The 26,122-nt window shown below is 70.6% G+C and carries 28 protein-coding genes; 18 read left to right on the top strand and 10 right to left on the bottom strand.

What is annotated here, in order from left to right; all coding sequences use genetic code 11:
* Window positions 1-367 precede the first annotated feature (367 nt).
* The 5 genes from A3CQ_RS0140680 to A3CQ_RS0140660 all read left to right on the top strand — a co-directional run bounded on the left by A3CQ_RS0140680 (window position 368) and on the right by A3CQ_RS0140660 (window position 4,152).
* Window positions 368-880: a YlcI/YnfO family protein gene (locus A3CQ_RS0140680; protein ID WP_020516723.1), complete on the top strand. Its 513-nt coding sequence runs from the start codon at window positions 368-370 to the stop codon at window positions 878-880.
* Between the two features lie 84 nt (window positions 881-964).
* Entirely contained in the window at window positions 965-1,777 is an 813-nt protein-coding gene (locus A3CQ_RS0140675) for a DUF4097 family beta strand repeat-containing protein (RefSeq protein WP_020516722.1), read from the top strand.
* A 15-nt stretch (window positions 1,778-1,792) separates the two neighbouring features.
* Entirely contained in the window at window positions 1,793-2,743 is a 951-nt protein-coding gene (locus A3CQ_RS0140670) for an ATP-binding cassette domain-containing protein (RefSeq protein WP_020516721.1), read from the top strand.
* Window positions 2,740-3,561, top strand: coding sequence for an ABC transporter permease (locus tag A3CQ_RS0140665; RefSeq protein ID WP_020516720.1), 822 nt, complete (start codon window positions 2,740-2,742; stop codon window positions 3,559-3,561). Before A3CQ_RS0140670 ends, A3CQ_RS0140665 begins: the two co-directional genes overlap by 4 nt.
* Before the next feature lie 138 nt (window positions 3,562-3,699).
* Window positions 3,700-4,152 (top strand): DUF6232 family protein, encoded by a 453-nt coding sequence (locus A3CQ_RS0140660; protein ID WP_157296918.1) that lies wholly within the window; start codon window positions 3,700-3,702, stop codon window positions 4,150-4,152.
* Here the strand turns inward: A3CQ_RS0140660 and A3CQ_RS0140655 are convergent.
* From A3CQ_RS0140655 to A3CQ_RS0140635, 4 genes are all read right to left on the bottom strand, one after another.
* Window positions 4,149-4,337 (bottom strand): DUF397 domain-containing protein, encoded by a 189-nt coding sequence (locus tag A3CQ_RS0140655; protein ID WP_020516718.1) that lies wholly within the window; start codon window positions 4,335-4,337, stop codon window positions 4,149-4,151. The two genes, A3CQ_RS0140660 and A3CQ_RS0140655, sit on opposite strands and share 4 nt — an antisense overlap.
* 13 nt (window positions 4,338-4,350) lie before the next feature.
* Window positions 4,351-5,187, bottom strand: coding sequence for a helix-turn-helix domain-containing protein (locus A3CQ_RS0140650; RefSeq protein ID WP_020516717.1), 837 nt, complete (start codon window positions 5,185-5,187; stop codon window positions 4,351-4,353).
* A 902-nt stretch (window positions 5,188-6,089) separates the two neighbouring features.
* Window positions 6,090-7,034, bottom strand: coding sequence for a helix-turn-helix domain-containing protein (locus A3CQ_RS0140640; protein WP_020516715.1), 945 nt, complete (start codon window positions 7,032-7,034; stop codon window positions 6,090-6,092).
* Between the two features lie 57 nt (window positions 7,035-7,091).
* A complete protein-coding gene (locus A3CQ_RS0140635) occupies window positions 7,092-7,445 on the bottom strand; it encodes a hypothetical protein (protein WP_020516714.1) in 354 nt (117 codons plus the stop codon).
* Between the two features lie 108 nt (window positions 7,446-7,553).
* On the opposite strand from A3CQ_RS0140635, the gene A3CQ_RS0140630 reads away from it, so the two are divergent.
* The 6 genes from A3CQ_RS0140630 to A3CQ_RS0140605 all read left to right on the top strand — a co-directional run bounded on the left by A3CQ_RS0140630 (window position 7,554) and on the right by A3CQ_RS0140605 (window position 15,113).
* The gene (locus tag A3CQ_RS0140630) at window positions 7,554-10,421 is read left to right on the top strand and encodes an AfsR/SARP family transcriptional regulator (protein ID WP_020516713.1); all 2,868 of its coding nucleotides are present in this window, start codon (window positions 7,554-7,556) and stop codon (window positions 10,419-10,421) included.
* Between the two features lie 42 nt (window positions 10,422-10,463).
* Window positions 10,464-10,775, top strand: coding sequence for a hypothetical protein (locus A3CQ_RS0140625; RefSeq protein WP_020516712.1), 312 nt, complete (start codon window positions 10,464-10,466; stop codon window positions 10,773-10,775).
* Entirely contained in the window at window positions 10,772-12,481 is a 1,710-nt protein-coding gene (locus A3CQ_RS0140620) for a RiPP maturation radical SAM C-methyltransferase (RefSeq protein ID WP_020516711.1), read from the top strand. The genes A3CQ_RS0140625 and A3CQ_RS0140620 overlap by 4 nt, the downstream gene beginning before the upstream one ends.
* A gap of 11 nt (window positions 12,482-12,492) precedes the next feature.
* Window positions 12,493-13,569, top strand: coding sequence for a DNA glycosylase AlkZ-like family protein (locus A3CQ_RS0140615; RefSeq protein ID WP_020516710.1), 1,077 nt, complete (start codon window positions 12,493-12,495; stop codon window positions 13,567-13,569).
* 93 nt (window positions 13,570-13,662) lie between these two features.
* Window positions 13,663-14,643, top strand: coding sequence for a pectinesterase family protein (locus A3CQ_RS0140610; protein ID WP_020516709.1), 981 nt, complete (start codon window positions 13,663-13,665; stop codon window positions 14,641-14,643).
* A 35-nt stretch (window positions 14,644-14,678) separates the two neighbouring features.
* A complete protein-coding gene (locus A3CQ_RS0140605; RefSeq protein ID WP_020516708.1) occupies window positions 14,679-15,113 on the top strand; it encodes a DUF4362 domain-containing protein in 435 nt (144 codons plus the stop codon).
* 6 nt (window positions 15,114-15,119) lie between these two features.
* On the opposite strand, the gene A3CQ_RS0140600 is transcribed toward A3CQ_RS0140605, so the two are convergent.
* Both A3CQ_RS0140600 and A3CQ_RS0140595 read right to left on the bottom strand, forming a co-directional pair.
* Window positions 15,120-15,329, bottom strand: a complete 210-nt coding sequence (locus A3CQ_RS0140600; protein WP_020516707.1) for a DUF397 domain-containing protein — start codon at window positions 15,327-15,329, stop codon at window positions 15,120-15,122.
* A 6-nt stretch (window positions 15,330-15,335) separates the two neighbouring features.
* Window positions 15,336-15,539 carry a DUF397 domain-containing protein gene (locus A3CQ_RS0140595; RefSeq protein ID WP_020516706.1) on the bottom strand — a complete coding sequence of 68 codons (204 nt, stop codon included), beginning with the start codon at window positions 15,537-15,539 and terminating at the stop codon, window positions 15,336-15,338.
* 199 nt (window positions 15,540-15,738) lie between these two features.
* Between A3CQ_RS0140595 and A3CQ_RS55795 the strand changes: the two genes are divergently transcribed.
* The 3 genes from A3CQ_RS55795 (at window position 15,739) to A3CQ_RS0140580 (ending at window position 18,617) form a co-directional block, all read left to right on the top strand.
* Entirely contained in the window at window positions 15,739-16,611 is an 873-nt protein-coding gene (locus tag A3CQ_RS55795; protein ID WP_020516705.1) for a helix-turn-helix domain-containing protein, read from the top strand.
* A gap of 222 nt (window positions 16,612-16,833) precedes the next feature.
* Entirely contained in the window at window positions 16,834-17,685 is an 852-nt protein-coding gene (locus tag A3CQ_RS55790; RefSeq protein ID WP_020516704.1) for a helix-turn-helix domain-containing protein, read from the top strand.
* A gap of 74 nt (window positions 17,686-17,759) precedes the next feature.
* Window positions 17,760-18,617 carry a helix-turn-helix domain-containing protein gene (locus tag A3CQ_RS0140580; protein ID WP_020516703.1) on the top strand — a complete coding sequence of 286 codons (858 nt, stop codon included), beginning with the start codon at window positions 17,760-17,762 and terminating at the stop codon, window positions 18,615-18,617.
* Here A3CQ_RS0140580 and A3CQ_RS55785 read toward each other — a convergent pair.
* Together A3CQ_RS55785 and A3CQ_RS0140570 are read right to left on the bottom strand one after the other, a co-directional pair.
* A complete protein-coding gene (locus tag A3CQ_RS55785) occupies window positions 18,583-19,710 on the bottom strand; it encodes a type III PLP-dependent enzyme (protein ID WP_020516702.1) in 1,128 nt (375 codons plus the stop codon). The two genes, A3CQ_RS0140580 and A3CQ_RS55785, sit on opposite strands and share 35 nt — an antisense overlap.
* Entirely contained in the window at window positions 19,710-20,231 is a 522-nt protein-coding gene (locus A3CQ_RS0140570; RefSeq protein WP_020516701.1) for a helix-turn-helix domain-containing protein, read from the bottom strand. Before A3CQ_RS0140570 ends, A3CQ_RS55785 begins: the two co-directional genes overlap by 1 nt.
* A 133-nt stretch (window positions 20,232-20,364) precedes the next feature.
* On the opposite strand from A3CQ_RS0140570, the gene A3CQ_RS0140565 reads away from it, so the two are divergent.
* A complete protein-coding gene (locus A3CQ_RS0140565) occupies window positions 20,365-21,351 on the top strand; it encodes an NADH-quinone oxidoreductase subunit B family protein (RefSeq protein WP_020516700.1) in 987 nt (328 codons plus the stop codon).
* A 303-nt stretch (window positions 21,352-21,654) separates the two neighbouring features.
* On the top strand, window positions 21,655-22,167 hold the full coding sequence (locus A3CQ_RS0140560; protein ID WP_020516699.1) for a hypothetical protein: 513 nt from the start codon (window positions 21,655-21,657) through the stop codon (window positions 22,165-22,167).
* On the opposite strand, the gene hypB is transcribed toward A3CQ_RS0140560, so the two are convergent.
* Together hypB and A3CQ_RS0140550 are read right to left on the bottom strand one after the other, a co-directional pair.
* Window positions 22,160-22,846: a hydrogenase nickel incorporation protein HypB gene (hypB, locus tag A3CQ_RS0140555; RefSeq protein WP_020516698.1), complete on the bottom strand. Its 687-nt coding sequence runs from the start codon at window positions 22,844-22,846 to the stop codon at window positions 22,160-22,162. The genes A3CQ_RS0140560 and hypB overlap by 8 nt on opposite strands.
* A gap of 4 nt (window positions 22,847-22,850) precedes the next feature.
* A complete protein-coding gene (locus tag A3CQ_RS0140550; protein ID WP_020516697.1) occupies window positions 22,851-23,180 on the bottom strand; it encodes a hydrogenase maturation nickel metallochaperone HypA/HybF in 330 nt (109 codons plus the stop codon).
* A gap of 151 nt (window positions 23,181-23,331) precedes the next feature.
* Here A3CQ_RS0140550 and A3CQ_RS0140545 point away from each other — a divergent pair, with 151 nt between their 5' ends.
* Both A3CQ_RS0140545 and A3CQ_RS0140540 read left to right on the top strand, forming a co-directional pair.
* A complete protein-coding gene (locus A3CQ_RS0140545) occupies window positions 23,332-24,363 on the top strand; it encodes an NADH-quinone oxidoreductase subunit B family protein (RefSeq protein ID WP_020516696.1) in 1,032 nt (343 codons plus the stop codon).
* Entirely contained in the window at window positions 24,360-26,120 is a 1,761-nt protein-coding gene (locus A3CQ_RS0140540; protein WP_020516695.1) for a nickel-dependent hydrogenase large subunit, read from the top strand. Before A3CQ_RS0140545 ends, A3CQ_RS0140540 begins: the two co-directional genes overlap by 4 nt.
* Window positions 26,121-26,122 lie beyond the last annotated feature (2 nt).

The raw sequence follows: 26,122 nt of genomic DNA, 5'->3' as shown, positions 1-26,122 counted from the left end.
CCCCCCGGCTCACCCCCGACACCCCGGCTCACCCCGACCCCTCCGGCCAACGCCGACCCCTCCGGCCCCTTCCCGCCCGCCGTGAGCCTTTCTCTCTCGCCGTGAGCCGCTCCCTCCCACCGTGAGCCGCTCCCCCACCGTGGGCTGCGGCCGTGCCTGGTTGCGCATGGAAACGCCAGCCGCCATCGAACGGCGCCGCGCGACCGCCCCTTGAGCCGAGCCGGCCGCATCACCGCCACCCCGCACAACCCGGCCGGTCGGCCGCATCACCCACGAATGCGCTGGTCAGGTGGCGTGGTGCCAAAGTGGCACCACATTTGAGCCAAGAAGGCTTGCGCGTGGTGCCATCCGGTGCCATGATGGTGCCATGGACTTGACCTCGTATGTGAACAACCTCGGACGCGAGTTCGCCACCCTCGCCGAGTCCAACGGCGACGAGGCGCGTGCGCTGGTCGAGCGCCTGACCGGGTCGCTCGAGTCGGCGATCCGGATGACCCTGCTGGAGGCGCTGTCGGGCGCGGCCGACGAGATCACCTGGGAGATGGCCCCGGGCTCGGTCGAGCTGCGACTGCGGGGCCGCGATCCGAGCTTCGTGGTGACCCTGCCGACCACCGCCGAGCCTGAGGCACCGGTCGCCGACACTGCGGGCGGTGACCTGTCCTTCGCCGAGGACGGCCCGGCCGCGCGCATCAACGTTCGCCTGCCCGAGCAGCTCAAGGCCGCGATCGAGGAAGCCGCGGCCAGGGAGGGCCGCTCGGTCAACGCCTGGCTGGTCCGGGCGGCGGCCGCCGGGCTCCAGCGGCCCGCCGGCGAGCAGCGGCCCGAGGCGCCCAACGCCGTGAAACGGGCCAAGCAGGGCTTCACCGGCTGGGTGCGCTGACCGCACCCGGCCCACCGACACCGTCACCACTTCGCGTCTCCGGCCTGCGGGGACGACCCACCAACCCATGAATCGGGGACAACCATGCCTACTTTCGAGACGCCCGAGCCCATCTCCGTCACCCTCGACCTCAGCGTCGGCTTCGTGCGGATCGCCGCGAGCGACCGCACCGACACCGTCGTCGAGGTCCGCCCGAGCGACGAGGCCGACGAGGCCGATGTGCAGGAGGCGCGGCAGATCCGGGTCGACTACGCGAACGGCACGCTCCGGGTCACCGGGCCGCGACACCGGTGGGACTTCTCCCGCAAGATCCGGTCGGTCGACGTGTCGATCGAGCTGCCGACCGGTTCCCGGGTGTCCGCGGCGGTCGTCGCGGGCGACATCCGCTGCGACGGCACGCTCGGCGAGGGCAAGCTCAAGACCTCCGCGGGCGGCGTCTGGCTCGAGCGGACGGCCGCGCTGGGCCCGGGCACGCCGGGCAACGTCGAGGCCTCCACCGGCACCGGCAAGATCCAGATCGGCGAGGTCGCGGGCAGCGCGATCGTCAAGAACTCCAACGGCGACACCACGATCGACGCGGTCGGCGGCGACGTGCGGGTACGCGCGGCCAACGGCGACATCCACGTCGGACGGGCCGGTGGCGGCGTCGACGCCAAGACCGCCAACGGCGCCATCCACCTCGGCGAGGTCGTCCGCGGCTCGGTCGTGCTCGGGAGCTCCAACGGCGACCTCGAGGTCGGCATCGCCCGCGGCACGGCCGCCTGGCTCGAGGTGAACACCGGGTTCGGGCACGTGCGCAACCAGATGGAGAGCGCGCCCGGCCCCGAGGAGTCCGCCGAGCGGGTCGAGGTCCGCGCGCACACCTCCTTCGGCGACATCACCGTCCACCACGCCTGACTCCGAGAAGAGGGAATGATGACCAGCACATCCTCCCGGCCGGCGATCGCCGTCACCGGGCTGCGCAAATCGTTCGGCGACCACGTCGTGCTCGACGGGATCGACCTGAACGTCCCGGCCGGAACGGTCTTCTCGCTGCTCGGCGCGAACGGCGCCGGCAAGACCACCACGGTCAAGATCCTGTCCACGCTGAGCCGCGCCGACGCCGGGGAGGCGCGGGTCGCCGGGTACGACGTCGCCCGCGAGCCGGACGCGGTGCGCGCCTCGATCGGCGTCACCGGCCAGTTCTCCGCGGTGGACAAGCTGTTCACCGGCGAGGAGAACCTGCGGCTGATGGCCGATCTGCACCAGCTCGGCCGGGCCGAGGGCCGGCGCCGGATCGCCCGGCTGCTCGACCAGTTCGGCCTGACCGACGCGGCCCGGAAGCCGTCGTCGGCCTACTCCGGCGGCATGATGCGGCGGCTCGACCTGGCGATGACGCTGATGGGCAGCCCGGAGGTGATCTTCCTGGACGAGCCGACCACCGGGCTCGACCCGCGCAGCCGCCGGGACATGTGGCAGATCGTCCGGGACCTGGTGGCCGACGGCGTCACCATCTTCCTGACCACGCAATACCTCGACGAGGCCGACGAGCTCGCCGACCGGATCGCGGTCCTCGACGGCGGCCGGGTGGTCGCCGAGGGCACCGCGGAGGAGCTCAAGCGCCGCATCCCCGGCGGGCACGTCCGGCTGAAGTTCGCCGGCCCGGAGGGTGTCGACGCAGCCCTGGGCGTCCTGGGCCAGGCCTCGCGCGACAACGACGCGCTCTCCCTGCGGGTGCCCAGCGACGGCAGCCTGCGCTCGCTCAAGACCCTGATCGACCGGCTCGACGAGCGGGCGATCGAGGTCGACGAGCTGTCCGTGCACACCCCCGACCTCGACGACGTCTTCCTGGCCCTCACTGACGAGAAGGTGACCGTGCGATGAGCACCCAGACCCTGGCTCCGGCCGACCTCCGCTTCCACCCGCTGCGCGACTCCGCGACGATGCTGCGCCGCAACCTCAAGCGCATGCTCCGATATCCGTCGATGACGGTGCTGCTCATCGGAATGCCGGTCGTCTTCCTGCTGCTGTTCGTCTACGTCTTCGGCGGCACGCTCGGCGCCGGGCTCGGCGGGGGCGGCGGGGGCGGCGGGCGCGACACGTACGCCAACTACGTGACGCCCGCGATCATCCTGATGACCATCGCGTCCGTGGTGCAGGGCACCGCGATCTCGATCGCCATGGACATGGCCGAGGGCATCATCACCCGGTTCCGCACGATGCACATCGCCCGGGTGTCGGTGCTGACCGGGCACGTGCTGGGCAGCGTGATCCAGGGGATGATCGCCCTGGCCGCGGTGATCGGCGTGGCCCTGCTGGTCGGCTTCCGGCCCGACGCCGGGCTGGGCGGGTGGCTGCTCACGGCCGGCTTCCTGGTGATCGTGACCTTCTCGCTGGTCTGGCTGTGCGTCGCGCTCGGCCAGGTCAGCGGGACGGTCGAGACCGCGAGCAACGCGCCGATGCCGCTCATCCTGCTGCCGTTCCTCAGCAGCGGGTTCGTCCCCACCGACTCGATGCCGGCCGGTCTGCGCTGGTTCGCCGAGCACCAGCCCTTCACCCCGATCATCGAGACCCTGCGCGGCCTGCTGATGGGCACCCCGATCGGCAACGACTGGTGGATCGCGCTCCTCTGGTGCGCCGCGATGGCCCTGGGCGGCTACCTCTGGTCGAAGAAGCTGTTCAACCGCGAGTCGGCGAGCTGACCGCCCCTCCCCGTGACATGTGCGGACTGCAAATTGCAGATAGGTTTTCGCACATAGTGATTCGCTGACGGCCGAAGGCTACCTGCAAGTAGCCTTCGGCCGTCATATTGGTCTCACGGGGTCACGAGGGGGGCACTGATGTCCACTAGCAGCGCAAGCAGGAGAAAACCGGCGTTCCGCGTGCTGTACCGGGGGCCCGGCATCACGGTCACGAGCTGGCACATCCACGTCGACGGGCTACGGATTCCCGTCCCGGAGCTGCACCACATGACCCGCTGTCTCACCTACCGCTACCCGATGGTGCGGGTCGCGGCGGTGACGGCGGGCCTGGAGCTGGCGATCGCCGTGCCGATCGCGGCGATCTTCGGCTCGGCCATGATGATCGCCGCCGGTCTCGTCTCGGCCGGCGGCATGGTGATCGGCGTCTGGGGCGACTCCCGGCGCAACCCCCGCTACCAGGAGATCCAGGCGACGCTGCACGGCCGCCGCGTCGTGGTCTTCGGCACGGGCGATCATCAGCAGTTCGGCTTCGTCTGGCGCGCCCTGATCCGCGCCACCGAGGTCAACAGCGAGCTTTATCCGTACGACTAGTGGTCGAACTCGTTCCGCTTCACGCCCGCGGTGAAGGCGCTCCACTCGTTCAGCGTGAACGAGAGGACCGGGCCCGACGTGTTCTTGCTGTCGCGCACCTGGATGGTCTCGCCCATCCGACGGGCCTCGACACACTGACCGTTGCTGCCGCTGCGCGTGCTCTTGCGCCAGTTCTGGTCGAGCATCCTGACTCCTTGGCTACTGCTCCGCATCGCGGATGTTCCGGATGATCGCGGCTGACTCGGACGGCGACAATGCCGACGATCGCAGGTCGTTGAAGACGATCGTGCATCGCTCCACGTCAGCACCCTCAGCGTAAAGGTCCCCGGTAAGACCTTCGATGTAAACCACTCCTGCGTGGTCGGGAAAACTGAGGATCGCGAACGAGGAGAGCATCGATGCGTACGCGCCCTCCCGGAACGGAATCACCTGGAGTGTGACGTTCCACAGCTCGGCGGCGTCGAGCAGGGCGGTGAGCTGATCGTTCATCACCCGAGGCCCGCCGATCTGCCGGTGCAGGACCGCCTCGTCCATGACCGCGATCAGCTTCAGCCGGCCCTGGCTGATGAGCTTCTGGCGCTCCATCCGGACCAGGACGCGCTGCTCGATCGACGACGGGGTCGGCTTGAAGGCGTCCGAGTTCGTCATGGCCCGGGCGTACGCCTCGGTCTGCAGCAGGCCCGGCACCACAATGGTCTCGAAGTTCTGCATCTGGTCGGCGGCCGACTCGAGGCCGATGTACTGCCGGTAGGCCTGCGGCAGGTCGCCGAACTTCGCCCACCAGCCGCGCCGCTTGCCCTCGCGAGCCATCGACAGCAGGGTCTCGCGCAGCTCGGCGTCGGTCACCCCGTACTCGTTGAGCAGCGCGGTCAGCGCCGGGCCCTTGATGCCGACCCGGCCCGACTCGATCCGGCGCAGCGTGCTCGCGGACACCTCGATGACGTCGGCCGCCCGCTCGGTCGGCACCTTGGCCTCGTCGCGCAGCCGGCGCAGCTGGGCGCCGAGCTGGAACCTCACGAACGTGGGACTGTCCACGGCGGCATTCTGCCCGATCGATGCCACGAGGTCACTCTTTGCGGTGACGCCGTACGGCTGCGTAATTGACCGGGTAAAAATGCGCGCGCAGACTGACGGACGTGGCGTCGGACCATGTTCCCGACCGGCCCTCGTGGCGCTGCCACCGTTGCGCAGCCCCGTGGCCTTGTGCCAGCGCGCGCGACCATCTCGCGGAGCGGATGGATCGGTTCACGCTCGCGGTGCACATGTGGGGGCAGCTCGACAACGCGGTCGGCGACCTTCCGAACGGTCCGGCGGCCGAGTTGTTCGACCGTTTCATCCACTGGACGCATTGAAGGCGGTGTCCACATCGCGCCATGGCGCTTGTGCGGCACGGCTATGGGGTGTTGGCGGGAGGCCGGGCCTCCTCAAAATTTGAACCGCTGCCCCGATGCGAAGGAGATTCAGGATGCCGCCCGGCACCTTGCCGGCCGTCGCGGGGCTACCGAAGACCCCGGCCGCACCCGCCCGCGCCACCACCCCAGCAGCGCCGGCGACAACGCTTCGCACCGACGACGTCCGTCCGCACGCCCCCGCGGCCGGCGCCGGGTGTGTGGCGCCGGTGCGGCCGGGCATCCCCGTCGCCCGGACGGATTTTCGCCGGATCAGCTTGCGGCGCACCTTTCGCCGGGCGGCCTCCCGGCGAAACTTCAGGTGCGCGTTCCACCGGCTGACGCTCCGCCGAGTCACGTTCTGCCGCCGCGGCTGAAGCCGCCGCCGAATGCCGCCGCGCCCGAAGCCGCCGAACGACGCCGCACCTGAAGCCGCCGAACGCGGCCGCACCTGAAGCCGCCGAACGCGGCCGCGCCCCAAGCGGCCGAACGCGGCCGCGCCCGAAGCCGCCGAACGACGCCGCACCTGAAGCCGCCGCCGCGGCGAAGTCAGAGCCAGCCTCGTTTGGCGGCCTGGAAGGCGAGCCCCGGCCGGCTGTCGACGCCCGCCACCGACATCAGCCGGTCGAGGCGACGTTGCACCGTCCGCTTGCTCACGCCGAGATGGGTGGCGATCGATTTGTCCGGCATGCCCGCCACGACCAGCGAAAGCAGCAGCTTGTCCGGCTCCTCGGCGCCGCCGCCGTCGATCGGCGTCGCCCGCTCCCAGTAGCTCTCGAACAGCGCGATCAACGCACCGAGCAACTCGCCCGAGCGCACCAGCGCGGCGGTCGGCTCGGCGACGCCCCATTCGGCGTCGGGCACGAGCGGGCAGATGGCCAGCGAGCCGTCCGCGACCGCGAGCCGCACCGGCAGCAGCGGAAGCGTCCGCGCCTGCTCGCCCCAGCCCACCGCCTCGGCGATCCCGGCCAGCTCGCCCGGCTTGTCCAGCAGCGCGCGCTCGTAGATCGCGCGGTACCGGACGCCGCGGGTCAGCGCGCTCTTCTCCTCGGCGTTGTCCGGCCCCTGCATGGCCAGCGGGTTGGCCCGGCAGAACCAGAGGATCTCGTCGCGCGCGGAGTCCTGCAGGTCGCGCAGCCGCTCGCGCAGCGTGTCGGCGCCCACCACGATCTCGACGAGGTGATCGGCGCTACGCCGCCGGGTGCTGCTGCGGTACTCCTCGCTGAGCGCGGCCACCAGTTGCCGCGCCGACTCGAGCGCCTCCTGCTCGCGCAGCAGGGCCTCGCCGAGCGCGACGTCGGGCGGCAGCGCGTGAAACGTGGGCCCCGGCGTAACCAGGCCCTTGCGCTGCAGCGTCTCGAGCAGCATCGTCGCCTCGCCGGACCCGATCCCGGCCCGCTCGGCGAACTCCTCCGTGCCCGCCCCGGCCATCCGCACGAGCAGCCGATAGGCGTGCTCCTCGGACGCGGGCAGGAGATCAAGGCGATCGACCACGGGCCCACTGTACGAACCGGGGGCCGCGCCGGCTAACCCGGCGCGGCCCGAAAATGATCAGATCTCGTGCTGGTACATCATGACGACGTCGGAGACGGTCAGCGAGCCGTCGCCGTCGTTGCGGGTGATGGTCAGCACGTTGTCGCTCTCCTTGAGCACACCGTCGTCGATGACCTCGTGCCAGGTGCGCGTCGGGTCGGTGCTGAACGTCGTGGTCAGCACGTCCGCGTTGTTCAGCGTCACCTTGAGCTCGGCGGTGCCGTTCGGATCGACCTTGAGCAGCAGGATCGAGCGCCCCGAGCCGAGCCCGGCCGCGCCGAACTTCGGGTAGTCGTGGTCGATGTCGCCGTTGGACTTCGGCAGCGTCACGGAGCTGTCCTGGACGACGGTGTAGTCGGTTAGGTTGGGCATGGTTCCCCCTCGTCGTACCGGCTCGCCCCCTGCGGGCCGGCTCGTAGTCCGAGCGTCGCGTGCCCCGCTGGAACGACCGCTGGAACGCGGGCTGGATCGGGAGGTCGGATGGGCTCGGCCCTGCGGTTCGAGCTGCTCGGTCCGCTGCGGGCCCGGCGCGGCGACGATCTCGTCGGGCTGGGCTCGGCGCAGCGGCAGGCGGTGCTGGCCACGCTGCTGCTGCAACCCCGCCGGCCGTTCGGCCGGGACCGATTGATCAGGGCCGTCTGGGGTGAGGAGCCGCCCGCGTACGCGGTGAACCAGCTCCAGAAACACATTTCCGCCCTCCGCGCCGTCCTGGCGCCGGACCGTCCGCTGAGCTGGACCGACCTCGGATACCTGCTGGCCGTCGAGCCGGACGCGCGGGATCTCGACGCGTTCGAGAGCCTGGTCGCGGCCGGCCGCTCGGCCCGGAATGCGGGTGACCCGGCCGGGGCCGTCGCCGCGTGGCGGACGGCGCTCGACCTGTGGCGCGGCCCGTTCTGCGACGGCCTGCCCGGCCCGTTCCTGGCGGCCGAGCGGCACCGGCTCGACGACCTGCGGTTGACCGTGGCCGCCGACCGGCTCGAGGCCGCGCTGGAGCTCGGCGAGAAGGCCCGCGGCCACCCCGGCGAGCCGGCCCGCGGCCACCCCGGCGAGCCGGCCCGCGGCCACCTCGGCGAGGCGCACGGCGGCCACCTCGGCGATACGACGGTCGCCGACGAGGCTCGCCGGCTGGTGTCCGAGCACCCGATGAACGAGCGGCTGCGCGGCCTGCTGATGCTGGCGCTCTATCGCGGCGGCCGGCGCGAGGCGGCGCTCGACGAGTTCCGCGGCCTGACCCGGCTGCTGCGCGACGAGCTCGGCGTCGAGCCGACCGCCGCCCTGCAGCGCCTGCACCGCCGGATGCTCGACGCCGATCCGGCCCTCGACCCGAGCGAGACCAGCCGGGAGACCACTCGGCAGACCGGGGTCGCGCCCGCCCAGCTCCCGGCCCGGCTGCCCGAGTTCGTCAACCGGGAGGACGAGCTCGACCGGCTCGACGCCCTGGTGGACGGGCGCGACGAGGCGCGGGTCGCGGTGCTCGCCGGCACCGCCGGGGTGGGCAAGACCAGCCTGGCCGTGCGCTGGGCCCACGGCGCCCGGGCCCGTTTCCCGGACGGCCAGCTCTACGCCGATCTGCGCGGCTTCGACCCGGACGGCGAGCCGGCCGACCCGGGCGAGGTGGTGCGGGACTTCCTCATCGCGCTGGCCGTGCCGGCGCACGCGGTCCCGCCGGCGCTGGCCGGGCAGACCGCCCTGTACCGCAGCCTGCTCAACGGCCGGCGGGTGCTCGTGCTGCTCGACAACGCGCGCAGCAGCGAGCAGGTGCGCCCGCTGCTGCCCGGCACCCCCGGCTGCCTCACGGTGGTGACCAGCCGCAACGACCTGACCGGGCTGGTCGTGGCCGAGGGCGCCCGGCCGGTCACGCTCGACGTGCCCGGGTTCGCGGCGTCCCGGCAGCTGCTGCGCGCCCGGCTCGGCGCCGAGCGGGTCGCGGCCGAGCCGGCCGCGGTGACCACGCTGATCGGCGCGTGCGCCCGGCTGCCGCTGGCGCTGGCCGTGGTGGCGGCCCGCGCGGTGACCCGGCCGCGCCTCTCGCTGGCGACGGTGGCCGAGGAGGTGCGGCGGGGCTTCGACGCGCCGGCCGAGGACCGGTCGGTCGACGTGCGGGCCGCGTTCGACTGGTCCTACCGGCAGCTCAGCCCGCCGGCCGCGCGGCTGTTCCGGCTGCTCGGGCCGCACCCGGGACCGGGGTTCGGCGTCGAGGCGGCGGCCAGCCTCGCCGGCGAGCCGGTGGCGGACGCCCGGCGGGGGCTGGCCGAGCTGGCCGGGGCGCATCTGATCGGCGAGCGCGCCCACGGACGCTTCGAGCTGCACGACCTGCTCCGCGCGTACGCGATCGGGCGTCATCGCGACGAGGACCCGGCGGCGGACCGGCACGCCGCGACCACCCGCCTGCTCGATCATTATCTGCACTCCGCGCATCGCGCGGACGTGCTGCTCAAGCCGCATCGCGACGACCGGGTGACGCCGGACCCGCCGGCGGCCGGCGTGACGATGGCCGATTTCGCCGACCGGCGGGAGGCGGCGGCGTGGCTGGCCGGCGAGCGGCCGGTGCTGCTCGCGCTGACCCGGCGGGAGAAGGGCTTCGAGGCGACGGTGGTGCGGCTGGCCTGGACGATGGTGTCCTTTCTCGACTACGCCGGGCACTGGCAGGACAAGGTCGACGTGCTCGGGGCGGCGCTGGCGGCGGCGGGCCGGCTCGCCGATCCGGCGTCGCGGGCCGAGACCCATCGGATGCTCGGCTCGGCCCTGGTGCGGCTCGGGCGGTTCGCCGAGGCGGCGGCCGAGCTCGACGCGGCGCTCGCCGAGTACGCGCGGGTCGGCGATCCGGGTGGACGGGCCCGGGTGCACCGGACGGCGGCCTGGGTTCTCGAACGGCAGGGCCGCGACCGGGAGGCGCTCGACCGGGCCCGGCTCGCGCTCGCCTCGCACCTCGCCGCCGGGAACGACGCCGGGGTCGGGCGGGCGCTCAACGCGGTCGGCTGGTTCCACGCGCGGCTCGGCGACCATCGGCGGGCGCTGACCCGGTGCCAGGCGGCGCTCGACCGGCAGCGGCGGATCGGCGACCGGTTCGGCGAGGCGGAGACCCTGGACAGCCTCGGCTTCATCCACCGGAGCCTGGGCGCGTACCCGGCGGCCGAGGTGCACTACCGGCGGGCGGCCGGGCTCTACCGCGAGTTCGGCGACCGGTACAACGAGGCGGACACGCTGGTCTCGCTGGGCGACACCTGCCGCGAGGCCGGCCGGCCCGACGCCGCACGGGACTGCTGGCGGGAGGCGCTGGAGATCTTCGAGACCCTGGAACACCCGGAGACCGCGGCGGTGCGTGACCGATTGCTGACCGCGCCTTGACCACCGCGCGGGCCGCGCCCAGCATGGTTCGCGGAGGTCACCATGACGACCACGAAGATCACCCGACAGGACCTGGACTCCCTCGCCGAGAAGATCGCGACCCTGAGCCTGACCGAGCACGAGCAGACGGTGCTGCTGGCCCTCTTCGCGATCGCCGCCGACTCCCTGGGCCGCACGCTGCCCGACACCGCGGTCACCCGTAGCACCCCCGGGGTCAGCGTCACCACGAGCGGCACCCTCCCCGACCTCGCCACCATCTTCGACCAGGCGTTCGCGCCCACGCTGACCGCGTCCGGCGGCGGCGACGGGTCGGACGACGTGGTCAAGGTCCAGCTGGGGAAGATCGGGCGGTGACCGTGGCCGGCGCGCCGCCGGTGGCCCTGGTCTCGATGCCGTTCGCCGACTGCGACCGGCCCTCCCTCCAGCTCGGATTGCTCGCGCCGGCGGTGGCTTCCGCCGGTTTTCCGGTACGCGTGATGCACGCCGGCCTGGACTTCGCGGCGCTGATCGGGGTGTCGGCGTACCGCGAGCTCGCGACGCATCGGGGGCGGCAGTTCGGCGACTGGCTGTTCTCGGTGGCAGCCTTCGGGCCGGCGGCTCCCGATCCGGACGGCGCGCTCGTGACGGACTTCTGCCCGCCGGTTGACTTGCTCGCCTTGCGCGACCGGATGGTGCCCGAGTTTCTCGACGCTCTGGCCGCCGATCCGCTGTGGCGGGAAATCCGATTTGTTGGATTTACCTCGACATTTCAGCAGAACACCGCGTCGTTCGCGCTCGCCCGGCGGCTCAAGGAGCGCTATCCCGCGCTGGTCACCATCTTCGGCGGGGCGAACTTCGAGGGCGCGATGGGCGAGGAGTACGCGCGGGCCATCGACGTCGTCGACCATGTGATCTCCGGTCCCGGGGAGGAGGCTCTTCCCGCCCTGCTGTCCAAACTGTCCGGCTTCGCGGCCGAATCGGCGGGCCCTCCGTCCGGCATTCCCGACTTCGACGAGTACTTCGCCCGGGCCGAGCGGCTCGGCCTGCTCGACCGGGACACCGTGCTGCTCCCGTTCGAGTCGAGCCGAGGCTGCTGGTGGGGCGCCAAGCACCACTGCACCTTCTGCGGCCTCAACGGCGAGACGATGGCCTACCGCAGCAAGCCGCCGGCGCAGGTCCTCGCCGAGCTGGAGACCCTGTCCCGCCGCTACCGCACCTTCCGGTTCGAGGCGGTCGACAACATCCTCGACCCGCGTTACCTCACGACCGTGATCCCGGCGCTCACGACGTCCGGATACGACCTGTTCTACGAGGTCAAGGCCAACCTCTCGCGGGACGATCTACGCCTGCTCGCGCGGGCCGGGGTCCGGCGGCTGCAACCCGGGCTCGAGTCGCTCAGCTCGCGCGTGCTGGGCCTCATGGACAAGGGCGTACGCGCGGCACAGAACGTCTGCCTGTTGAAGTGGGCGCGGTACTACGACATCGACGTGGCCTGGAACCTGTTGTGGGGCTTCCCCGGCGAGACGCCCGACGATTACGCCGCGCAGGCCGCCGCCATTCCGCACCTCGTACACCTGCAGCCGCCGGACTCGGCCGACCGGATCTGGCTGGAGCGTTTCAGCCCGCTGTTCAACGCCGGTTCCTACGAGCCCGAGCCGAGCTATCGATACGTCTATCCGCCCTCGGTCGATCTGTCCCGGGCCGCGTACTTCTTCGAGTGGCCGGAGCAGCTCGACGACGCCGTCTACGCCGGGGTGCGGGACGAGGTCGAGCGGTGGAAGGCGCTCTGGTCGTCGAGCGAGCGGCCGGAGCTGACCTATCGCGCCATTCCCGGCCTGCTCCAGATCCGGGACCGCCGCCCCACCTTCGCGGCCGGGACCTACACGTTCCCCGATCCGGTCGCCGCCATCTACCTGGCCTGCGACGATCGGCCCCGCTCGGTCGCCGCTGTCGCCGGTGCGCTGGATATCGCGTACGACATGGTGGAAAAGGTCTTTGAAGAGCTCGCCGCGCGCGGCCTGATGTTCCTCGACGGCGATCGCGCCATCGGTCTGGCCCTTCCGGCCATCCCCGGGCGATAGATTTTCTTCCCATGCACAAGCTCTCCCGGGCGGAGGCGCGACGCATCGCGGTGCGGGCCCAGCTGCTCGACGCGGCGCGCCCCGACAATCTGCTCGACATGGTGCACGGGCTGACGCTGCTGCAGGCCGATCCGACCGCGGCGGTAGCACCCAGCGCGCACCTGGTCTCCTGGAGCCGCATCGGCTCGGGCTACTCCCCCGCCGATCTCACCGATGCGCTGGCCGGCCGGCAGTTGCTGGAGCTGCGCGGCATGATCCGCCCGGCCGAGGACATCGCGCTCTACCGCGCCGAGATGGCCGCCTGGCCCGGTACCGGCAAGCTCGTCCGCTGGCAAGAGCAAATCAGGGATTGGGTACGCGCCAACGACGCGTGCCGCCGAGACGTGCTGGCCCGGCTGGACGCGGACGGACCGCTGACGATCCGGGAGCTGCCGGACACGTGTGCGGTGCCGTGGCGGTCGAGCGGCTGGAACAACAACCGCAACCTCGACCGGCTGCTCGACCTGATGGTGCAGCGCGGCGAGGTGGCGCTGGCCGGCCGCCGCCGCGGCGACCGGCTCTGGGACCTGGCCGAGCGCGTCTACCCGGACGACCCGGTGGTGCCGCTCGAGGAGGCGCTGCGCCGGCGGGACGAGCGGGAGCTGACCTCGCTCGGCCTGGTGCGCGGCCGGTCCGCCCAGGTCGAGCCGTTCGTCGGGGAACCGGCGGTGGTCGAGGGCGTCCGCGGCCGGTGGCGGGTCGATCCCGCCCAGCTGGACCAGCCGTTCGAGGGCCGGGTCGCGCTGCTGTCCCCGCTCGACCGGCTCGTCTTCGATCGCAAGCGGATGACCGGCCTGTTCGGCTTCGACTACCAGCTGGAGATGTACAAGCCGGCCTCGAAGCGCAGGTGGGGGTACTGGGCGCTGCCGATCCTGGCCGGCGACGAGCTGGTCGGAAAGGTCGACGCCACCGCCGACCGGAAGGCGGGCGTGCTGCGGGTGGACGCGATCCACGAGGACGTCGCCCTCGACGAGGCCGCGGTGACGGCGGAGATCAAGGAGCTGGCGGACTGGCTCGGGCTGGAGCCGGTGGGCTCGATCGCCACCTGATTGCATCGATCTCTGTCAATGGTTATCGTGCGCTGTGAACGATAACAACGATCACCGGGGTGGCGTGGGACACGCCGGTGGAGGAGGTCCCCCATGCGTCGTCCCACGATCGCGCTGCTCGCCGCCGCGCTCATTCTCGCCTCGGCCTCGCCCGCCCGGGCCGCGACCACCTGGGTGGTGGCCGCCGACGGGTCCGGCAACTACACCACCATCCAGGCCGCGCTCGCCGTAGCCAAGTCCGGCGACACCATCTCGGTGAAGGCCGGCACGTACCGCGGCCAGGTGTCGATCCCCGCGTCGAAGTCGGGCGTCACCATCAAGGGCGCCACCGGCACCGCCACCGACATCGTGATCACCGGCAACACGCCGCAGGGGTCCGGCGGCGCGTCCGGTAGCGCCACCGTGCTCAACCTGGCCGCCAACACCACGATCACCGGCGTGACCATTGCCAACACGTACGGCTCGGGAATTCAGGCCTTGGCTCTCTATGCCGGCGGCGACCGGCAGGTCTACCGCAACGTCCGGCTGCTCGGGTACCAGGACACGTTCCTCTCCTGGGGCGGCACCGGCAGCAAGCAGGTCCGGCAGTACGTCTACAAGAGCTACATCGAGGGCGCGGTCGACTTCATCTACGGCAACGGCGCGCTGGTCATCGACAGCTCGACGATCCGCTCGCTCGACCGCGGCAGCAGCAACAACGGCTACATCACGGCCGCCGCGACCAACGCGTCCAACCCGTACGGAATCTTGATCACCCGCTCGACCCTGTCCTCGCCCGCCGCCGCCCAGACCGTCGCACTCGGCCGCTGCTGGCACGCCGGCGGCGCCACCGACGCGATCGGCCAGGTGCTGGTGCGCGACTCGGCGCTGGGCGGCCACATCCGGCAGGCCGGCGCCTGGCAGGACATGAGCGGCTTCTCCTGGAAGACGTGCCGCTTCACCGAGTACAACAACTCCGGCGCCGGCGCCACGCAGGGCACCTCCGACCGCCCCCAGATGAGCGCCTCCACCGCCGCGAACTACACCTCCCAGAAGTACCTGGCCGGCGCCGACGGCTGGAACCCGGTGCAGTAACGGAACGCGCGGACCGGGCGGCGCGTCGGATCCCCGTGCACGCCACGCGAATCCTCACCGCCGCCCTGGCCGCGTCCGCCCTGGGCATGATGGCGGCCTGCGCGAACGATGCCAGCGAAAAGACGGCCGATGCCAGAGAAACCGCCGATGCCGGACAAAAAGGCGCGCCGGGCCCCGTCGACTGCGGCACGTTCGTCCTGGGCCAGGGCGAGAAACTGCCCGCCGGCACGACCTCATGCCTGCTCGACGCCGCCCGCGCCGGGCGCCCGGCCCAGCTCCGCGTGACCCGCCCGACCACCGAGGGCGACCCGATCCCCTTCACCTACACGGTCCGCACCGACGGCAAGATCGAGCTGGTCACCGACACCCGACAGGACAAATTCGGCCCGCAGAGGATCACCCGCGACATCTGCACGGGCCCGGCCGCGACGCCCTACGGCATCGAGTTCGCGTCGTGCGTGCCGGAGTGACGCGGGTCAGAGGTCGAACTCGCCGTCCTTGGCACCGCCGACGAAGGCCTCCCACTCGCGCAGTGTGAAGACCAGGGCAGGCCCGGCGGGGTTACGGGAATCGCGGACGGCGACGATGCCGGGCAGGTTGTCGGCGACCTCGACATAGTCGTGGTCGCCGGTCGACCGGCTGCTGCGGCGCCATACCGCGCCGGACAGGTCCGTTGCTGAGGTCATCGCGAGTCAGTTACGAAGGTCGAACTCGCCGTGTGTCACGCCGTCGATGAACGCGGCGAAAACGGCGCGATCGAAGGCGAGGATCGGGCCGTGCCGGTCCTTCGAGTCGCGGACCAGGATGGTGTCGCGTTGCGGAGCCACCTCGACACAGGCACCGCCGCTGCTGCGGGTGCTCGTGCGCCAGCGTGGCGTGTCCTCACGACCGTCCACGGTCTGTTCACCACCTATCTAGACCGGCCGGAAGCGCCGTTGCACACGGCCGGGAAGCAGTATATGACCAAATTCGTCCGCTTTTTTGTGGAACTCAAGGGCCGAACCTCAGCGAGCATAGTCCCATGGCGGCAAATTCCCAACTGCACTTTGCAGGTCATGGGTTAGGGTTGTACAACGATCACCGGAGGGAGGACCCATGACCGACGGCGTCGGACCCGCGCTCGCCCGCATGCGGCTCTCCAACCAGCTGCGTGAGCTGCGCGACGAGCGGCCCGCGGCCGAGGTCGCCCGGGCCATGCACTGGTCGCTCTCCAAGCTCAACCGCATCGAGAACAACAAGGTGACCATCCAGCCGATCGAGGTCGAGGCGCTCGCCCACCACTACGGCGTGAGCGATCCGGTTGAGGTCCAGCGGCTGGTGCGGCTCTCGGTGGCCTCCCGCCGGCGCATGTGGTGGCGGGACGAGCACGAGCACCTCGACGAGGACTTCCTCAACTTCATCGCGTTCGAGAACGACGCCTCGCACCTCAACGGATATCAGGCCACCTTCGTCCCGCCCGCGCTCCAGACGCCCGAGTACGCGATCGCGCTGACCTCGTCGATCCTGCGCAAGCCGCCGCGCCACCCGGAGGTCCGCAAGATCGTGGACGTGCGGCTCAAGCGGCAGGAGACGCTGCGCGAGCGCCTCGCCGGCGACACCCCGCCACGGATCAGCCAGGTGATCGACGAGGGCGTGCTGCTCCGCCCGGTCGGAGGCGACAAGGTGATGGCGGCCCAGCTCGACCACCTCGTCGAGGTCGGCGCCCAGCCCGACATCGAGATCGTCGTGCTGCCGTTCCGACTCGGCGTCCACCCCGGACTCGGCGGCTCGTTCGAGCTGCTGACCTTCTCCGAGGACGACGACCTCGACGTGGTTTTCATCGAGACGCCGGCCATCGAGTTCCTCCTCACCGACGCGGAGGAAACGGCACCGTTCCGTGAGATCATGAAGGAGTTGCTGGCCACCGACGCGGCCGGCGACAGCCTCGATCGCGCCGTTGCCAACGCGGTCAGGGCCTTACGCCAGTGAGCGGTCCGAATTCACGGATCATGTAACCGGTCATGGTCCATTTCCGACCAGGACAGTCGCACTTCTCTTCACGATCGAAACGTTGTCGGTATCGTGGTTGTCACTCACGACCTTAACGAACGATCAGTCGCCTCAGCTCTTGTGAGAGGAGCCCCTCTCCCTCCATAACCCCACCTCAGGACGACGCCGTAGTCGGACCTCCGCACGCAGAGAGGCCTCGTCATGCCAGACATCATCGGACCGGCGATCGCCCGCGACCGGCTCCGCGCACACCTGCGCGAGCTTCGCGAATCCCGCGGCCTCTCCCACGACGAGGTGGACCAGCCGCACATCAACGAGGTGGAGTCCGGCCTGCGCCTGCTCCCGCCGCTCGAGGTGGCGGCGCTGCTGGCCCGCTACGAGGTGGACGACGCCGAGGCCGAGCGCCTGCTGCTGCTCGCCCAGATCGCCTGGTCGCGGCCGTGGTGGGCGCGGCACGGGCTGACCGACGAGTACCAGGACTACGTGGCTTACGAGGCCGAGGCGACCCGGATCAGCATCTACGAGCCGCTGCACGTGCCCGGTCCACTCCAGACGCCCCGGTACGCCCGGGCGGCGACCGCCGTCATCCTGCGGCTGCCCGAGACCGACCCGGCGGTGGTGGCCCGGGCCCAGGTGCGCGCCGAGCGGCAGGGCCGGATCGCCGCGCGGGCGGCCGCCGGGGACGCCCCCGATTTCGTCGCGATCGTCGACGAGGTCGTCCTGCGCCGCGCGATGGGTGGCGCCGAGGTGATGGCCGAGCAGCTCGACCGGCTGGCCGCGGCGGCCGAGAGCGGCCAGGTCATGCTCGTGGTCCTGCCGACGCGGCTGGGCGGGCACTCCGGGCTGGGCGGCGTGTTCGAGCTGCTCGAGTTCGGCGACGACGCGAGCCTGACGACGGTCCTGCTGGAGTCGGCGATCCGCGACCACATCGTGCGCGGCGCCCACGTGCGGGCTCTCTACCGGCCGATCGTTGACGATCTGATCGGCATCGGCCTGCGCGGGGCCGACGCCGTCGCGCTGGTGCGGGAGATCCGCCAGGAGATCGAAAGTTAACACTCGGGCTGGAAACGGCGGGGTAACGTGGAGGGAACCGGGAGCGTCGCGCGGGCGAGACGGGGGCGGGCAGTATGCCGGATCAGGTCGGCCAGGCGATCGCTCGGGAACGGCTTCGGTCACGCCTCGTCGAGCTGCGCCGGCTCAGCGGCCTTAGCCCCGACGCGGTCACCGCGCGCACCCACTGGTCACTGTCCAAGCTGAACCGGATCGAGACGGGCACCGTCACCGTTCAGCCGCTCGACGCGCAGGCGCTGCTGCAGATCTACGGCATCGACGACCCGGGCGAGGTCGCGACGATCACCGAGCTCGCGGTCACCGCGCGCCGCCGTCAGTGGTGGAGCGGATTCCAGCTGGAGCCCGAGGTCCGCGACTTCGTCGCCTACGAGAGCACCGCCGCGCGCATCACCGCTTACCAGGCGCTCCACATCCCCGATCTCGTGCAGACCGAGGCGTACGCCCGGATGGCGCTCACCGCCGCGGCCGGCAAGAAACCGGACGACCCGGGAGTGCAGAGCGCCCTTGAGTTGGTCCTGCGGCGCCAGGTCGAGTTCGACAAGCGAGGGGGGTCGGTTCAGCTGACCGCCGTGCTCGACGGTGCCGTGCTGGAGCGCCGGATCGGTGGCGGGGCGGTGATGCGGGTGCAACTCGACCGGCTGATCCAGGTGATCGCCGACCAGCGGGTACGGCTGGTCGTGGTTCCGCTCAAGCACGGCATGATGCCCGGTGCGGGCGGCGGTTTCGAGCTGCTCGAGTTCCCCGGCGCCGAGGACCCGGACGTGGTCTTCGTCGAGTCGCCGCTACGCAACCTGCTGGTCCGCGACAAGGACGCGATCGCCGGTTACCACGACGCCGCCGACGCGCTGATCGATTCCGGCCTCACCCGGGACGCGGCGATCAAGGAGATTCGCCGGGTGCTGGCCGATCTGTGAACGGCAGCACGACCGTGCGGAGCGGGGGAAAACCGTTGAAACCGACCGAGGCGTACGTGGCGGTGTAGGCGCCGGTGCCGTGGATCCGCACGAGGTCGCCGGGGCGCAGCGCCATCGGCAGCTCGTACGTCGTGTGCTGGTAGAGGATGTCGACGCTGTCGCAGGTCGGGCCGGCGAGGATCACCGGGGCGGTGCGGGCGCCGTCGTGCGGGGTGGTCAGGCGGTACAGGATCGCCTCGTCCTCGGTCTCGGCGAGCCCGCCGAAGCGGCCGACGTCCAGGTAGACCCAGCGCGGTTCGTCGGCATAGGACTTGCGGGAGACCAGGACGACCTCGGTGTGCAGGACCCCGCAGGGCGCCGCGATGTACCGGCCGGGCTCGATCATCAGGCGGGGACGGTGCGTGGGGAAGTGCCGGTCGACGGCGGTGGCGATCACCGAGGCGTACGTCTCGATGGACAGCGCCGCCGCGAGATAGTCCACCGGAAAGCCGCCGCCGCAGTTGAGCAGTCGCAGGGCGATGCCCTCGGCCCGGAGCAGCGAGTAGAGCGCGGCCGCCTCGGCGATGCTCGGCTCCCACCGGCCCGGATCGAGCTGTTGCGAGCCGACGTGGAAGCACACCCCGGCCGGGTCGAGCCCGTTCCGCGCCGCCCACCGGATGAGGTCGGCGGCCATCTCGGGTGCGCAGCCGAACTTGCGGCTCAGCGGCCAGCGGGCGCCCTTGCTCGACGCGAGCACCCGGCAGATCACGGTGGATCCGGGGGCGTGCTCGGCGAGCTTCTGCACTTCGCCGAGACTGTCGAAGGCAAAAGTCCGCACACCCTTCCCGTACGCGTACGCGATGTCCTCGGCCTTTTTGATGGTGTTGCCGAACGACAGCACGGAGGGATCGGCGCCCGCCGACAGACAGAGATCCACCTCGTTGCGGCTGGCCACGTCGAAGTGACACCCGGCCGCGACCAGCTCGCGCACCAGCAGCGGCTCGGGGTTGGCCTTGACCGCGTAGTAGACGGGCACCTCGGGGAAGGCGGCGGAGATGCGGCGGTACTGCTCGACCGCGACCCCGATGTCGATCAGCAGGTAGGGGGTGTCCATCAGGGCAGGGGCTCGCCGAAGGTCTCCCGGATGCGGTACAGATCGCGCAGCCGGGGTTCGGTGCTGCCGGCCACCCACCGGCTGATCGTCTTGGTGGAGACGTCGAGCCGGCGGGCCGCGGCCTCCATGGTCAGGCCCTCCTCGTGCAGCCGGCCGGCCAGCCATTTGGCGAACGTCGTGCGCTCGACCGGCGCCGGGGAGATCGGCGCGACGGCGGGACGCTGCGCCGGCACGGGCGGCCGGGGGATCCGCACGGGGGCGACGTCGGGCGCGAACAGCACGTCGACCTCGGCGGCGTCCGGGAAGATCCGTAGCGACACCTGGATGGTCCCCGCCTCGCCGGCGCCGTCCAGCAGCACCTCGGCGACCCGCTCGCAGAGGATCCGGATGTCGTCGTCGGACACCGGAGTGCCGGTCAGCTGGCGGCGCACGAAGTCGCGCACGTCGGGCAGCGCGGCCGGGCGCGCGGGGAACGCCTGCTCCACCACCTCGATGGGCAGGATCTCGATGTTCTCGACCATCAGCCCTCCGTCGCAGATTCCCTGTGGCGAGCTTACGGTGATGGGACGCACTCGATCGAGTGATGACGGGCTTTCGCGTTCCGCGCAAGTTGCATAACATCGCCCTCGATCTCGGATCGGATGGTGAAGGCCGGTGGACACCCCGCCCGCGGACGAGAATGAGCAGGTTCTGCACATTCTCTGGATGAACGGCGGCCTCAGCTGCGACGGCGAGTCGGTGGCGCTGACCGCCGCGACCCAGCCCAGCATCGAGGAGATCGTGGCCGGCGCCCTGCCCGGGTTGCCACCGATCGCCATGCACTGGCCGTACTTCGACTTCGACAGCGGGCCCGACGGGGGCGGCGGCAGCTTCATCGAGTGGTGGCACCGGGCCGACCGGGGCGAGCTCGACCCGTTCATCCTGATCGTCGAGGGATCGGTGCCCGACGAGACCAACAAGGCCGAAGGCTACTGGAGCGGGTTCGGCAACGACCCCGAGACCGGGCAGCCGATCACGGCCGGCGAGTGGCTGAACCGTCTGGCGCCGAAGGCCACGGCCGTGATGGCGGTGGGGACCTGCGCGGCGTACGGCGGCGTGCACGCGATGGCCGGGAACCCGACCGGCGCCATGGGCGTGCCCGACTACCTGGGCTGGGACTGGACGTCAAAGGCCGGGCTGCCGATCGTGTGCGTGCCGGGCTGCCCCACCCAGCCGGACAATCTCGCCGAGACGATCTTGCAACTTCTCTACCAGCTCGGCGGCCAGGCGCCGGAGATGGCGCTGGACGAGTCGCTGCGGCCGCGCTGGCTGTTCGAGTCGACCGTCCACTCCGGCTGCGACCGGGCGTCCTTCTACGACCAGAGCGACTTCGCGACCGGGTACGGCTCGACGAACTGCCTGGTCAAGGTCGGCTGCTGGGGTCAGGTCGTGCGCTGCAACGTGGCCAAGCGCGGCTGGATCAACGGCGTGGGCGGCTGCCCGAACGTGGGCGGCATCTGCATCGCGTGCACGATGCCCGGCTTCCCGGACAAGTTCATGCCGTTCATGGAATCGACCGCGCCCGAGACCGCTCCGGCCGCCGGATATGCCCCATTGATTCGCACGCTTCGCGGTTTCACGCTGCGGGTCGCCGCGCACTGACGGTTGCTCCGTGACATCCCCCGGGAGCACGAAGCGCCTCCGAACCTGGTGGACACAACTGTCCGATGAGGCCGCTGACCAGGCGCTTCGCATGATCGTGCGGTAGGGGATCCGAACCACATCTGGGCGGACAGCAGTGGGTCTGGTGCCCGTGACCTGCCGTCGTGCAGCCTGGTGACCGTGCCGGATACCACCGGCTACATGGCGTGACGACCCGGCGCGCCGCCCAGCGACGACTCAAGAGGTGGGACTGCCTTGATCTGGCATCGATTCACAGCGCGACGGGCGCTGACGGCGATACCGATGGAATGCGCCCGCGGCACCTCGACCCGCTCACACGTCCCCATGGTGATCCGCGAGCCGGAGGCCGGCTGGTGGGAGGCGCAGGCCCGCGCGACCGTGACGGTGGCCGAGGTCCGGGAGAGCGACGCCGCCTGGCATCCCGAGATGGTGATGTCCCACCTCGCCGCGCTCGCCGTCGACGACGAACTCCTGGTCGTCTTCGGCTCCCACGTCCGATCGGTGCAGCACGCCATGGTCGCCGACCTGCGTTCCCGTCTTCCCCGGCACGAGGTCGTCGCGATGCGGGTGCGGCACCGGCACGGCGACCTGCTGCGGGACGCGGCGACCGTGGAACGGCTGCTCGACGCGGGCAGCCTTCCGGTGGTGGTCACGCCGATCGCGGCCATGCACGACGTCACCGCCGAGATCGCCAGTTACCTGCGGGCCGATCGGGTGCTGCGGGTGCTGCGCACGCTGGAGGGCGCCGAGCTCTGCCCGGTGTGGGAACGCCACCCGGAACCGAGCGTCAATTAGCCCCGAGCCACTGATACCAGGTTTCGATGTTGTCCCCCCGGGTCGCGGACAGCGCCAGGACCTCCGCCTTCGGGTTGACCGAGGCGACGTGCGCACGGCAGGCGCCGAGGTCGAAGTCGACGTACGGCAAGAGATCCACCTTGTTCACCACAACCAGATCGGCAGCAGCGAATATGTATGGATACTTCAACGGTTTGTCGGTCCCCTCGGTCACCGAGATGATGACAACCCTCCCCCGCTCCCCCAAGTCGAACAACGCCGGACAGACCAGGTTCCCCACGTTCTCCACGAACAGCAGTGCCCGCCGTTCCGGCCTGAGGCGGTCGATGGCGTCGCGCAACATGGCCGCGTCCAGGTGGCAGCCGGCACCGGTGTTCACCTGCACGACCGGGCAGCCGGTCCTGCTGATGCGCTCGGCGTCGAGCCGGGTCTCCTGATCGCCCTCGACCACCGCGACCGGCCGTGCGGCAGCGGCCAGGTCGCGGATGGTCCGTTCCAGCAGCGTCGTCTTGCCGGAGCCGGGTGAGCTCATCAGGTTCACGGCCGTTATCTCGCGGCTCTCGAGAAAGGCTCGATTTGTCGCGGCCAGCTCGTCGTTCTTGGCCAGGACCTTCTGCTCCAGCGTGATCTCTTCATGATGATGATCGTGAGTGTGTCCGCAGCCGCAGGTCGCGCACATCGGGTCAACCCACCTCCATCGAGACGATCTGGAGCTCGCGCCCGGCCGTGACGGCCAGATCGGCGCTCCCGCAGGGGCAGAGCAGGATCGGGTCGGGCAGCTCCACCTCGGCCCCGCACTCGTGGCACAGCGCCGCGCCGGCCCGCTCCTCGATCTCGAGCCGGGCGCCGTCCGCGACCGTCCCCTCGACCGCCAGGTCGAAGCAGAAACGCATGGCCGCGGGCACCACGGCGGTCAGCTTTCCAATTCGGACGGTCACGCGTCGCACACGGCGTCCGTCGGCGCGGTCGCATATTGCGTTCACTATGTCTTCCGCGATCGCGAGCTCGTGCATTTCGTTCGCCTCGGACAGGTGGGTATCGACGGAGCGGATTGACATTGTCACACACCGCAGGACTACTGTGTTACCTGCCTCACACGTACGGGCCGAGCGTCGACCCCACTGCCGCAGGGGTCATGGATGACCCCGGAAAGATGGGTCCTTCATGCCGGACGATCCCCTCATCCATGTCCTGTGGATCAATGCGGGCCTCAGCTGCGACGGAGACTCGGTCGCGTTGACCGCTGCCACCCAGCCCAGCGTCGAGGAGATCGCCCTCGGCGCCCTGCCCGGCCTGCCGCGGGTCGCCGTGCACTGGCCGCTGATCGACTTCGAGAACGGTCCGGTCGGTGGGGCCGACGACTTCCTCGAGTGGTTCTTCAAGGCCGACCGCGGCGAGCTCGAGCCGTTCGTGCTGGTGGTCGAGGGGTCGATCCCCAACGAGCTGCTGCACGAGGAGGGCTACTGGTGCGGCTTCGGCAACGACCCGGCGACCGACCAGCCGATGACCACGAGTGAGTGGCTCGACCGGCTCACGCCGAAGGCCACCGCCGTCGTCGCCGTCGGCACCTGCGCGACGTACGGCGGCATCCACGCGATGGCCGGGAACCCGACCGGCGCCATGGGCGTGCCCGATTACCTCGGCTGGGAGTGGAAGTCCAAGGCCGGCATCCCGATCGTCTGCGTGCCGGGCTGCCCGATCCAGCCGGACAACCTCGCCGAGACGCTGACCTACCTGCTCTACCAGGCGACCGGCCAGGCCCCGATGATCCCGCTCGACGAGGCGCTGCGCCCGGCCTGGCTGTTCGGCAGCACCGTGCACGAGGGCTGCGACCGGGCCGGGTACTACGAGCAGGCCGACTTCGCCACCGAGTACGGCTCGCCCAAGTGCATCGTGAAACTCGGCTGCTGGGGCCCGGTCGTCAAGTGCAACGTGCCCAAGCGCGGCTGGATCAACGGCGTCGGCGGCTGCCCGAACGTGGGCGGCATCTGCATCGGCTGCACCATGCCCGGCTTCCCCGACAAGTTCATGCCGTTCATGGACGAGCCGCCGGGCGGCCGCCTGTCCACCACGGCTATCGGCTGGTACGGCGCCGCGATCAAGCGGTTGCGGGCCATCACGACGCACACGCTGGACCAGGAACCCAAGTGGCGCCGGCCGGGCAAGCAGCTGCTGAGCGGGGGGAACAACCGATGACCACGACCGATCCCGAACTCGTCGAGATGGCCTGGGACCCGATCACCCGGATCGTCGGCAGCCTCGGCATCTACACCAAAATCGACTTCGCGAACAAGGTCGTGGCCGAGTGCCACAGCACCAGCTCGATCTTCCGCGGCTACTCCATCTTCATGAAGGGCAAGGACCCGCGGGACGCCCACTTCATCACGAGCCGCATCTGCGGCATCTGCGGCGACAACCACGCAACCTGCTCCTGTTACGCGCAGAACATGGCGTACGGCGTGAAGCCCCCGCACCTCGGTGAGTGGATCGTGAACCTCGGCGAGGCGGCCGAGTACATGTTCGACCACAACATCTTCCAGGAGAACCTGGTCGGGGTCGACTACTGCGAGAAGATGGTCAGCGAGACCAACCCGGGCGTGCTCGATCAGGCCAACCGCACCGAGGCGCCCCAGGCCGGCATGCACGGCTACCGCACCATCGGCGACATCATGCGCTCGCTGAACCCGTTCACCGGCGAGTTCTACCGCGAGGCGCTGCAGGTCAGCCGCATGACGCGGGAGATGTTCTGCCTCATGGAGGGCCGGCACGTCCACCCCTCGACGCTGTACCCGGGCGGGGTCGGCACGGTCGCCACGATCCAGCTGATGACCGACTACCTGACCCGGCTCATGCGCTACGTCGAGTTCATGAAGAAGGTCGTGCCGATGCACGACGACCTGTTCGACTTCTTCTACGAGGCGCTGCCCGGTTACGAGCAGGTCGGCAACCGGCGCATCCTGCTCGGCTGCTGGGGCTCCTTCCAGGACCCGGAGCACTGCAATTTCAAGTACGCCGACATGACCGACTGGGGTCGCAAGATGTACGTGACCCCGGGCATCGTCGTGGACGGCCAGCTGATCACCACCGACCTCGTCGAGATCAACCTGGGCATCCGCATCCTGCTCGGCTCCTCCTACTACGAGGACTGGACCGACCAGGAGATGTTCGTGACCCGCGACCCGCTGGGCAACCCGGTCGACCGCCGGCACCCGTGGAACCAGCACACGAACCCGCGCCCGCAGAAGCGCGACCTCGACGGCAAGTACAGCTGGGTGATGTCGCCGCGCTGGTACGACGGCCAGAACTACCTGGCCCTGGACACCGGCGGCGGCCCGCTGGCCCGGCTCTGGTCGACCGCGCTGGCCGGCCTGGTCGACATCGGCTACGTCCAGTCCACCGGCAGCAGCGTGAAGATCAACCTGCCGAAGACGGCACTCAAGCCCGCGGTCGAGTTCGAGTGGAAGATCCCGCGGTGGAGCAACACCATCGAGCGCAACCGGGCCAGGACCTACTTCCAGGCGTACGCGGCGGGATGTGCTCTTCATTTCGCGGAGAAAGCGCTCGCCGAGATCCGGGCCGGGCGCACCAAGACGTGGGAGCCGTTCGAGGTGCCCGACGAGGGCATCGGCTGCGGTTTCACCGAGGCGGTCCGCGGCGTGCTGTCGCACCACATGGTCATCCGGGACGGGAAGATCGCGAACTACCACCCGTACCCGCCGACGCCGTGGAACGCGAACCCGCGCGACAGTTACGGCACGCCGGGGCCGTACGAGGATGCCGTCCAGGGCCAGCCGATCTTCGAGGAGAACGACCGGGAGCATTTCAAGGGCATCGACATCATGCGTACGGTGCGCAGCTTCGATCCCTGCCTGCCGTGCGGCGTGCACATGTACCTCGGCGGCGGCAAGAAACTCGAGCTCCTGCACTCGCCGACCCAGTCCGCCGGGGCGTAGTG

The sequence above is a fragment of the Paractinoplanes globisporus DSM 43857 genome (genome assembly GCF_000379645.1).
Classification (GTDB): Bacteria; Actinomycetota; Actinomycetes; order Mycobacteriales; family Micromonosporaceae; genus Actinoplanes; species Actinoplanes globisporus.
The sequence above is the reverse complement of the archived record's forward strand: the minus strand, read 5'-3'. Positions and strand labels throughout refer to the sequence as shown.

Bases quoted from the DNA above. Each gene is read 5' to 3' on its own strand.
- A3CQ_RS0140680 (WP_020516723.1), top strand. From the start codon at position 368: ATGGACTTGACCTCGTATGTGAACAACCTCGGACGCGAGTTCGCCACC.
- A3CQ_RS0140675 (WP_020516722.1), top strand. From the start codon at position 965: ATGCCTACTTTCGAGACGCCCGAGCCCATCTCCGTCACCCTCGACCTC.
- A3CQ_RS0140670 (WP_020516721.1), top strand. From the start codon at position 1,793: ATGATGACCAGCACATCCTCCCGGCCGGCGATCGCCGTCACCGGGCTG.
- A3CQ_RS0140665 (WP_020516720.1), top strand. From the start codon at position 2,740: ATGAGCACCCAGACCCTGGCTCCGGCCGACCTCCGCTTCCACCCGCTG.
- A3CQ_RS0140660 (WP_157296918.1), top strand. From the start codon at position 3,700: ATGTCCACTAGCAGCGCAAGCAGGAGAAAACCGGCGTTCCGCGTGCTG.
- A3CQ_RS0140655 (WP_020516718.1), bottom strand. From the start codon at position 4,337: ATGCTCGACCAGAACTGGCGCAAGAGCACGCGCAGCGGCAGCAACGGT.
- A3CQ_RS0140635 (WP_020516714.1), bottom strand. From the start codon at position 7,445: ATGCCCAACCTAACCGACTACACCGTCGTCCAGGACAGCTCCGTGACG.
- A3CQ_RS0140630 (WP_020516713.1), top strand. From the start codon at position 7,554: ATGGGCTCGGCCCTGCGGTTCGAGCTGCTCGGTCCGCTGCGGGCCCGG.
- A3CQ_RS0140625 (WP_020516712.1), top strand. From the start codon at position 10,464: ATGACGACCACGAAGATCACCCGACAGGACCTGGACTCCCTCGCCGAG.
- A3CQ_RS0140615 (WP_020516710.1), top strand. From the start codon at position 12,493: ATGCACAAGCTCTCCCGGGCGGAGGCGCGACGCATCGCGGTGCGGGCC.
- A3CQ_RS0140610 (WP_020516709.1), top strand. From the start codon at position 13,663: ATGCGTCGTCCCACGATCGCGCTGCTCGCCGCCGCGCTCATTCTCGCC.
- A3CQ_RS0140600 (WP_020516707.1), bottom strand. From the start codon at position 15,329: ATGACCTCAGCAACGGACCTGTCCGGCGCGGTATGGCGCCGCAGCAGC.
- A3CQ_RS55795 (WP_020516705.1), top strand. From the start codon at position 15,739: ATGACCGACGGCGTCGGACCCGCGCTCGCCCGCATGCGGCTCTCCAAC.
- A3CQ_RS55790 (WP_020516704.1), top strand. From the start codon at position 16,834: ATGCCAGACATCATCGGACCGGCGATCGCCCGCGACCGGCTCCGCGCA.
- A3CQ_RS0140580 (WP_020516703.1), top strand. From the start codon at position 17,760: ATGCCGGATCAGGTCGGCCAGGCGATCGCTCGGGAACGGCTTCGGTCA.
- A3CQ_RS55785 (WP_020516702.1), bottom strand. From the start codon at position 19,710: ATGGACACCCCCTACCTGCTGATCGACATCGGGGTCGCGGTCGAGCAG.
- A3CQ_RS0140570 (WP_020516701.1), bottom strand. From the start codon at position 20,231: ATGGTCGAGAACATCGAGATCCTGCCCATCGAGGTGGTGGAGCAGGCG.
- A3CQ_RS0140560 (WP_020516699.1), top strand. From the start codon at position 21,655: ATGGAATGCGCCCGCGGCACCTCGACCCGCTCACACGTCCCCATGGTG.
- hypB (WP_020516698.1), bottom strand. From the start codon at position 22,846: ATGTGCGCGACCTGCGGCTGCGGACACACTCACGATCATCATCATGAA.
- A3CQ_RS0140550 (WP_020516697.1), bottom strand. From the start codon at position 23,180: ATGCACGAGCTCGCGATCGCGGAAGACATAGTGAACGCAATATGCGAC.
- A3CQ_RS0140545 (WP_020516696.1), top strand. From the start codon at position 23,332: ATGCCGGACGATCCCCTCATCCATGTCCTGTGGATCAATGCGGGCCTC.
- A3CQ_RS0140540 (WP_020516695.1), top strand. From the start codon at position 24,360: ATGACCACGACCGATCCCGAACTCGTCGAGATGGCCTGGGACCCGATC.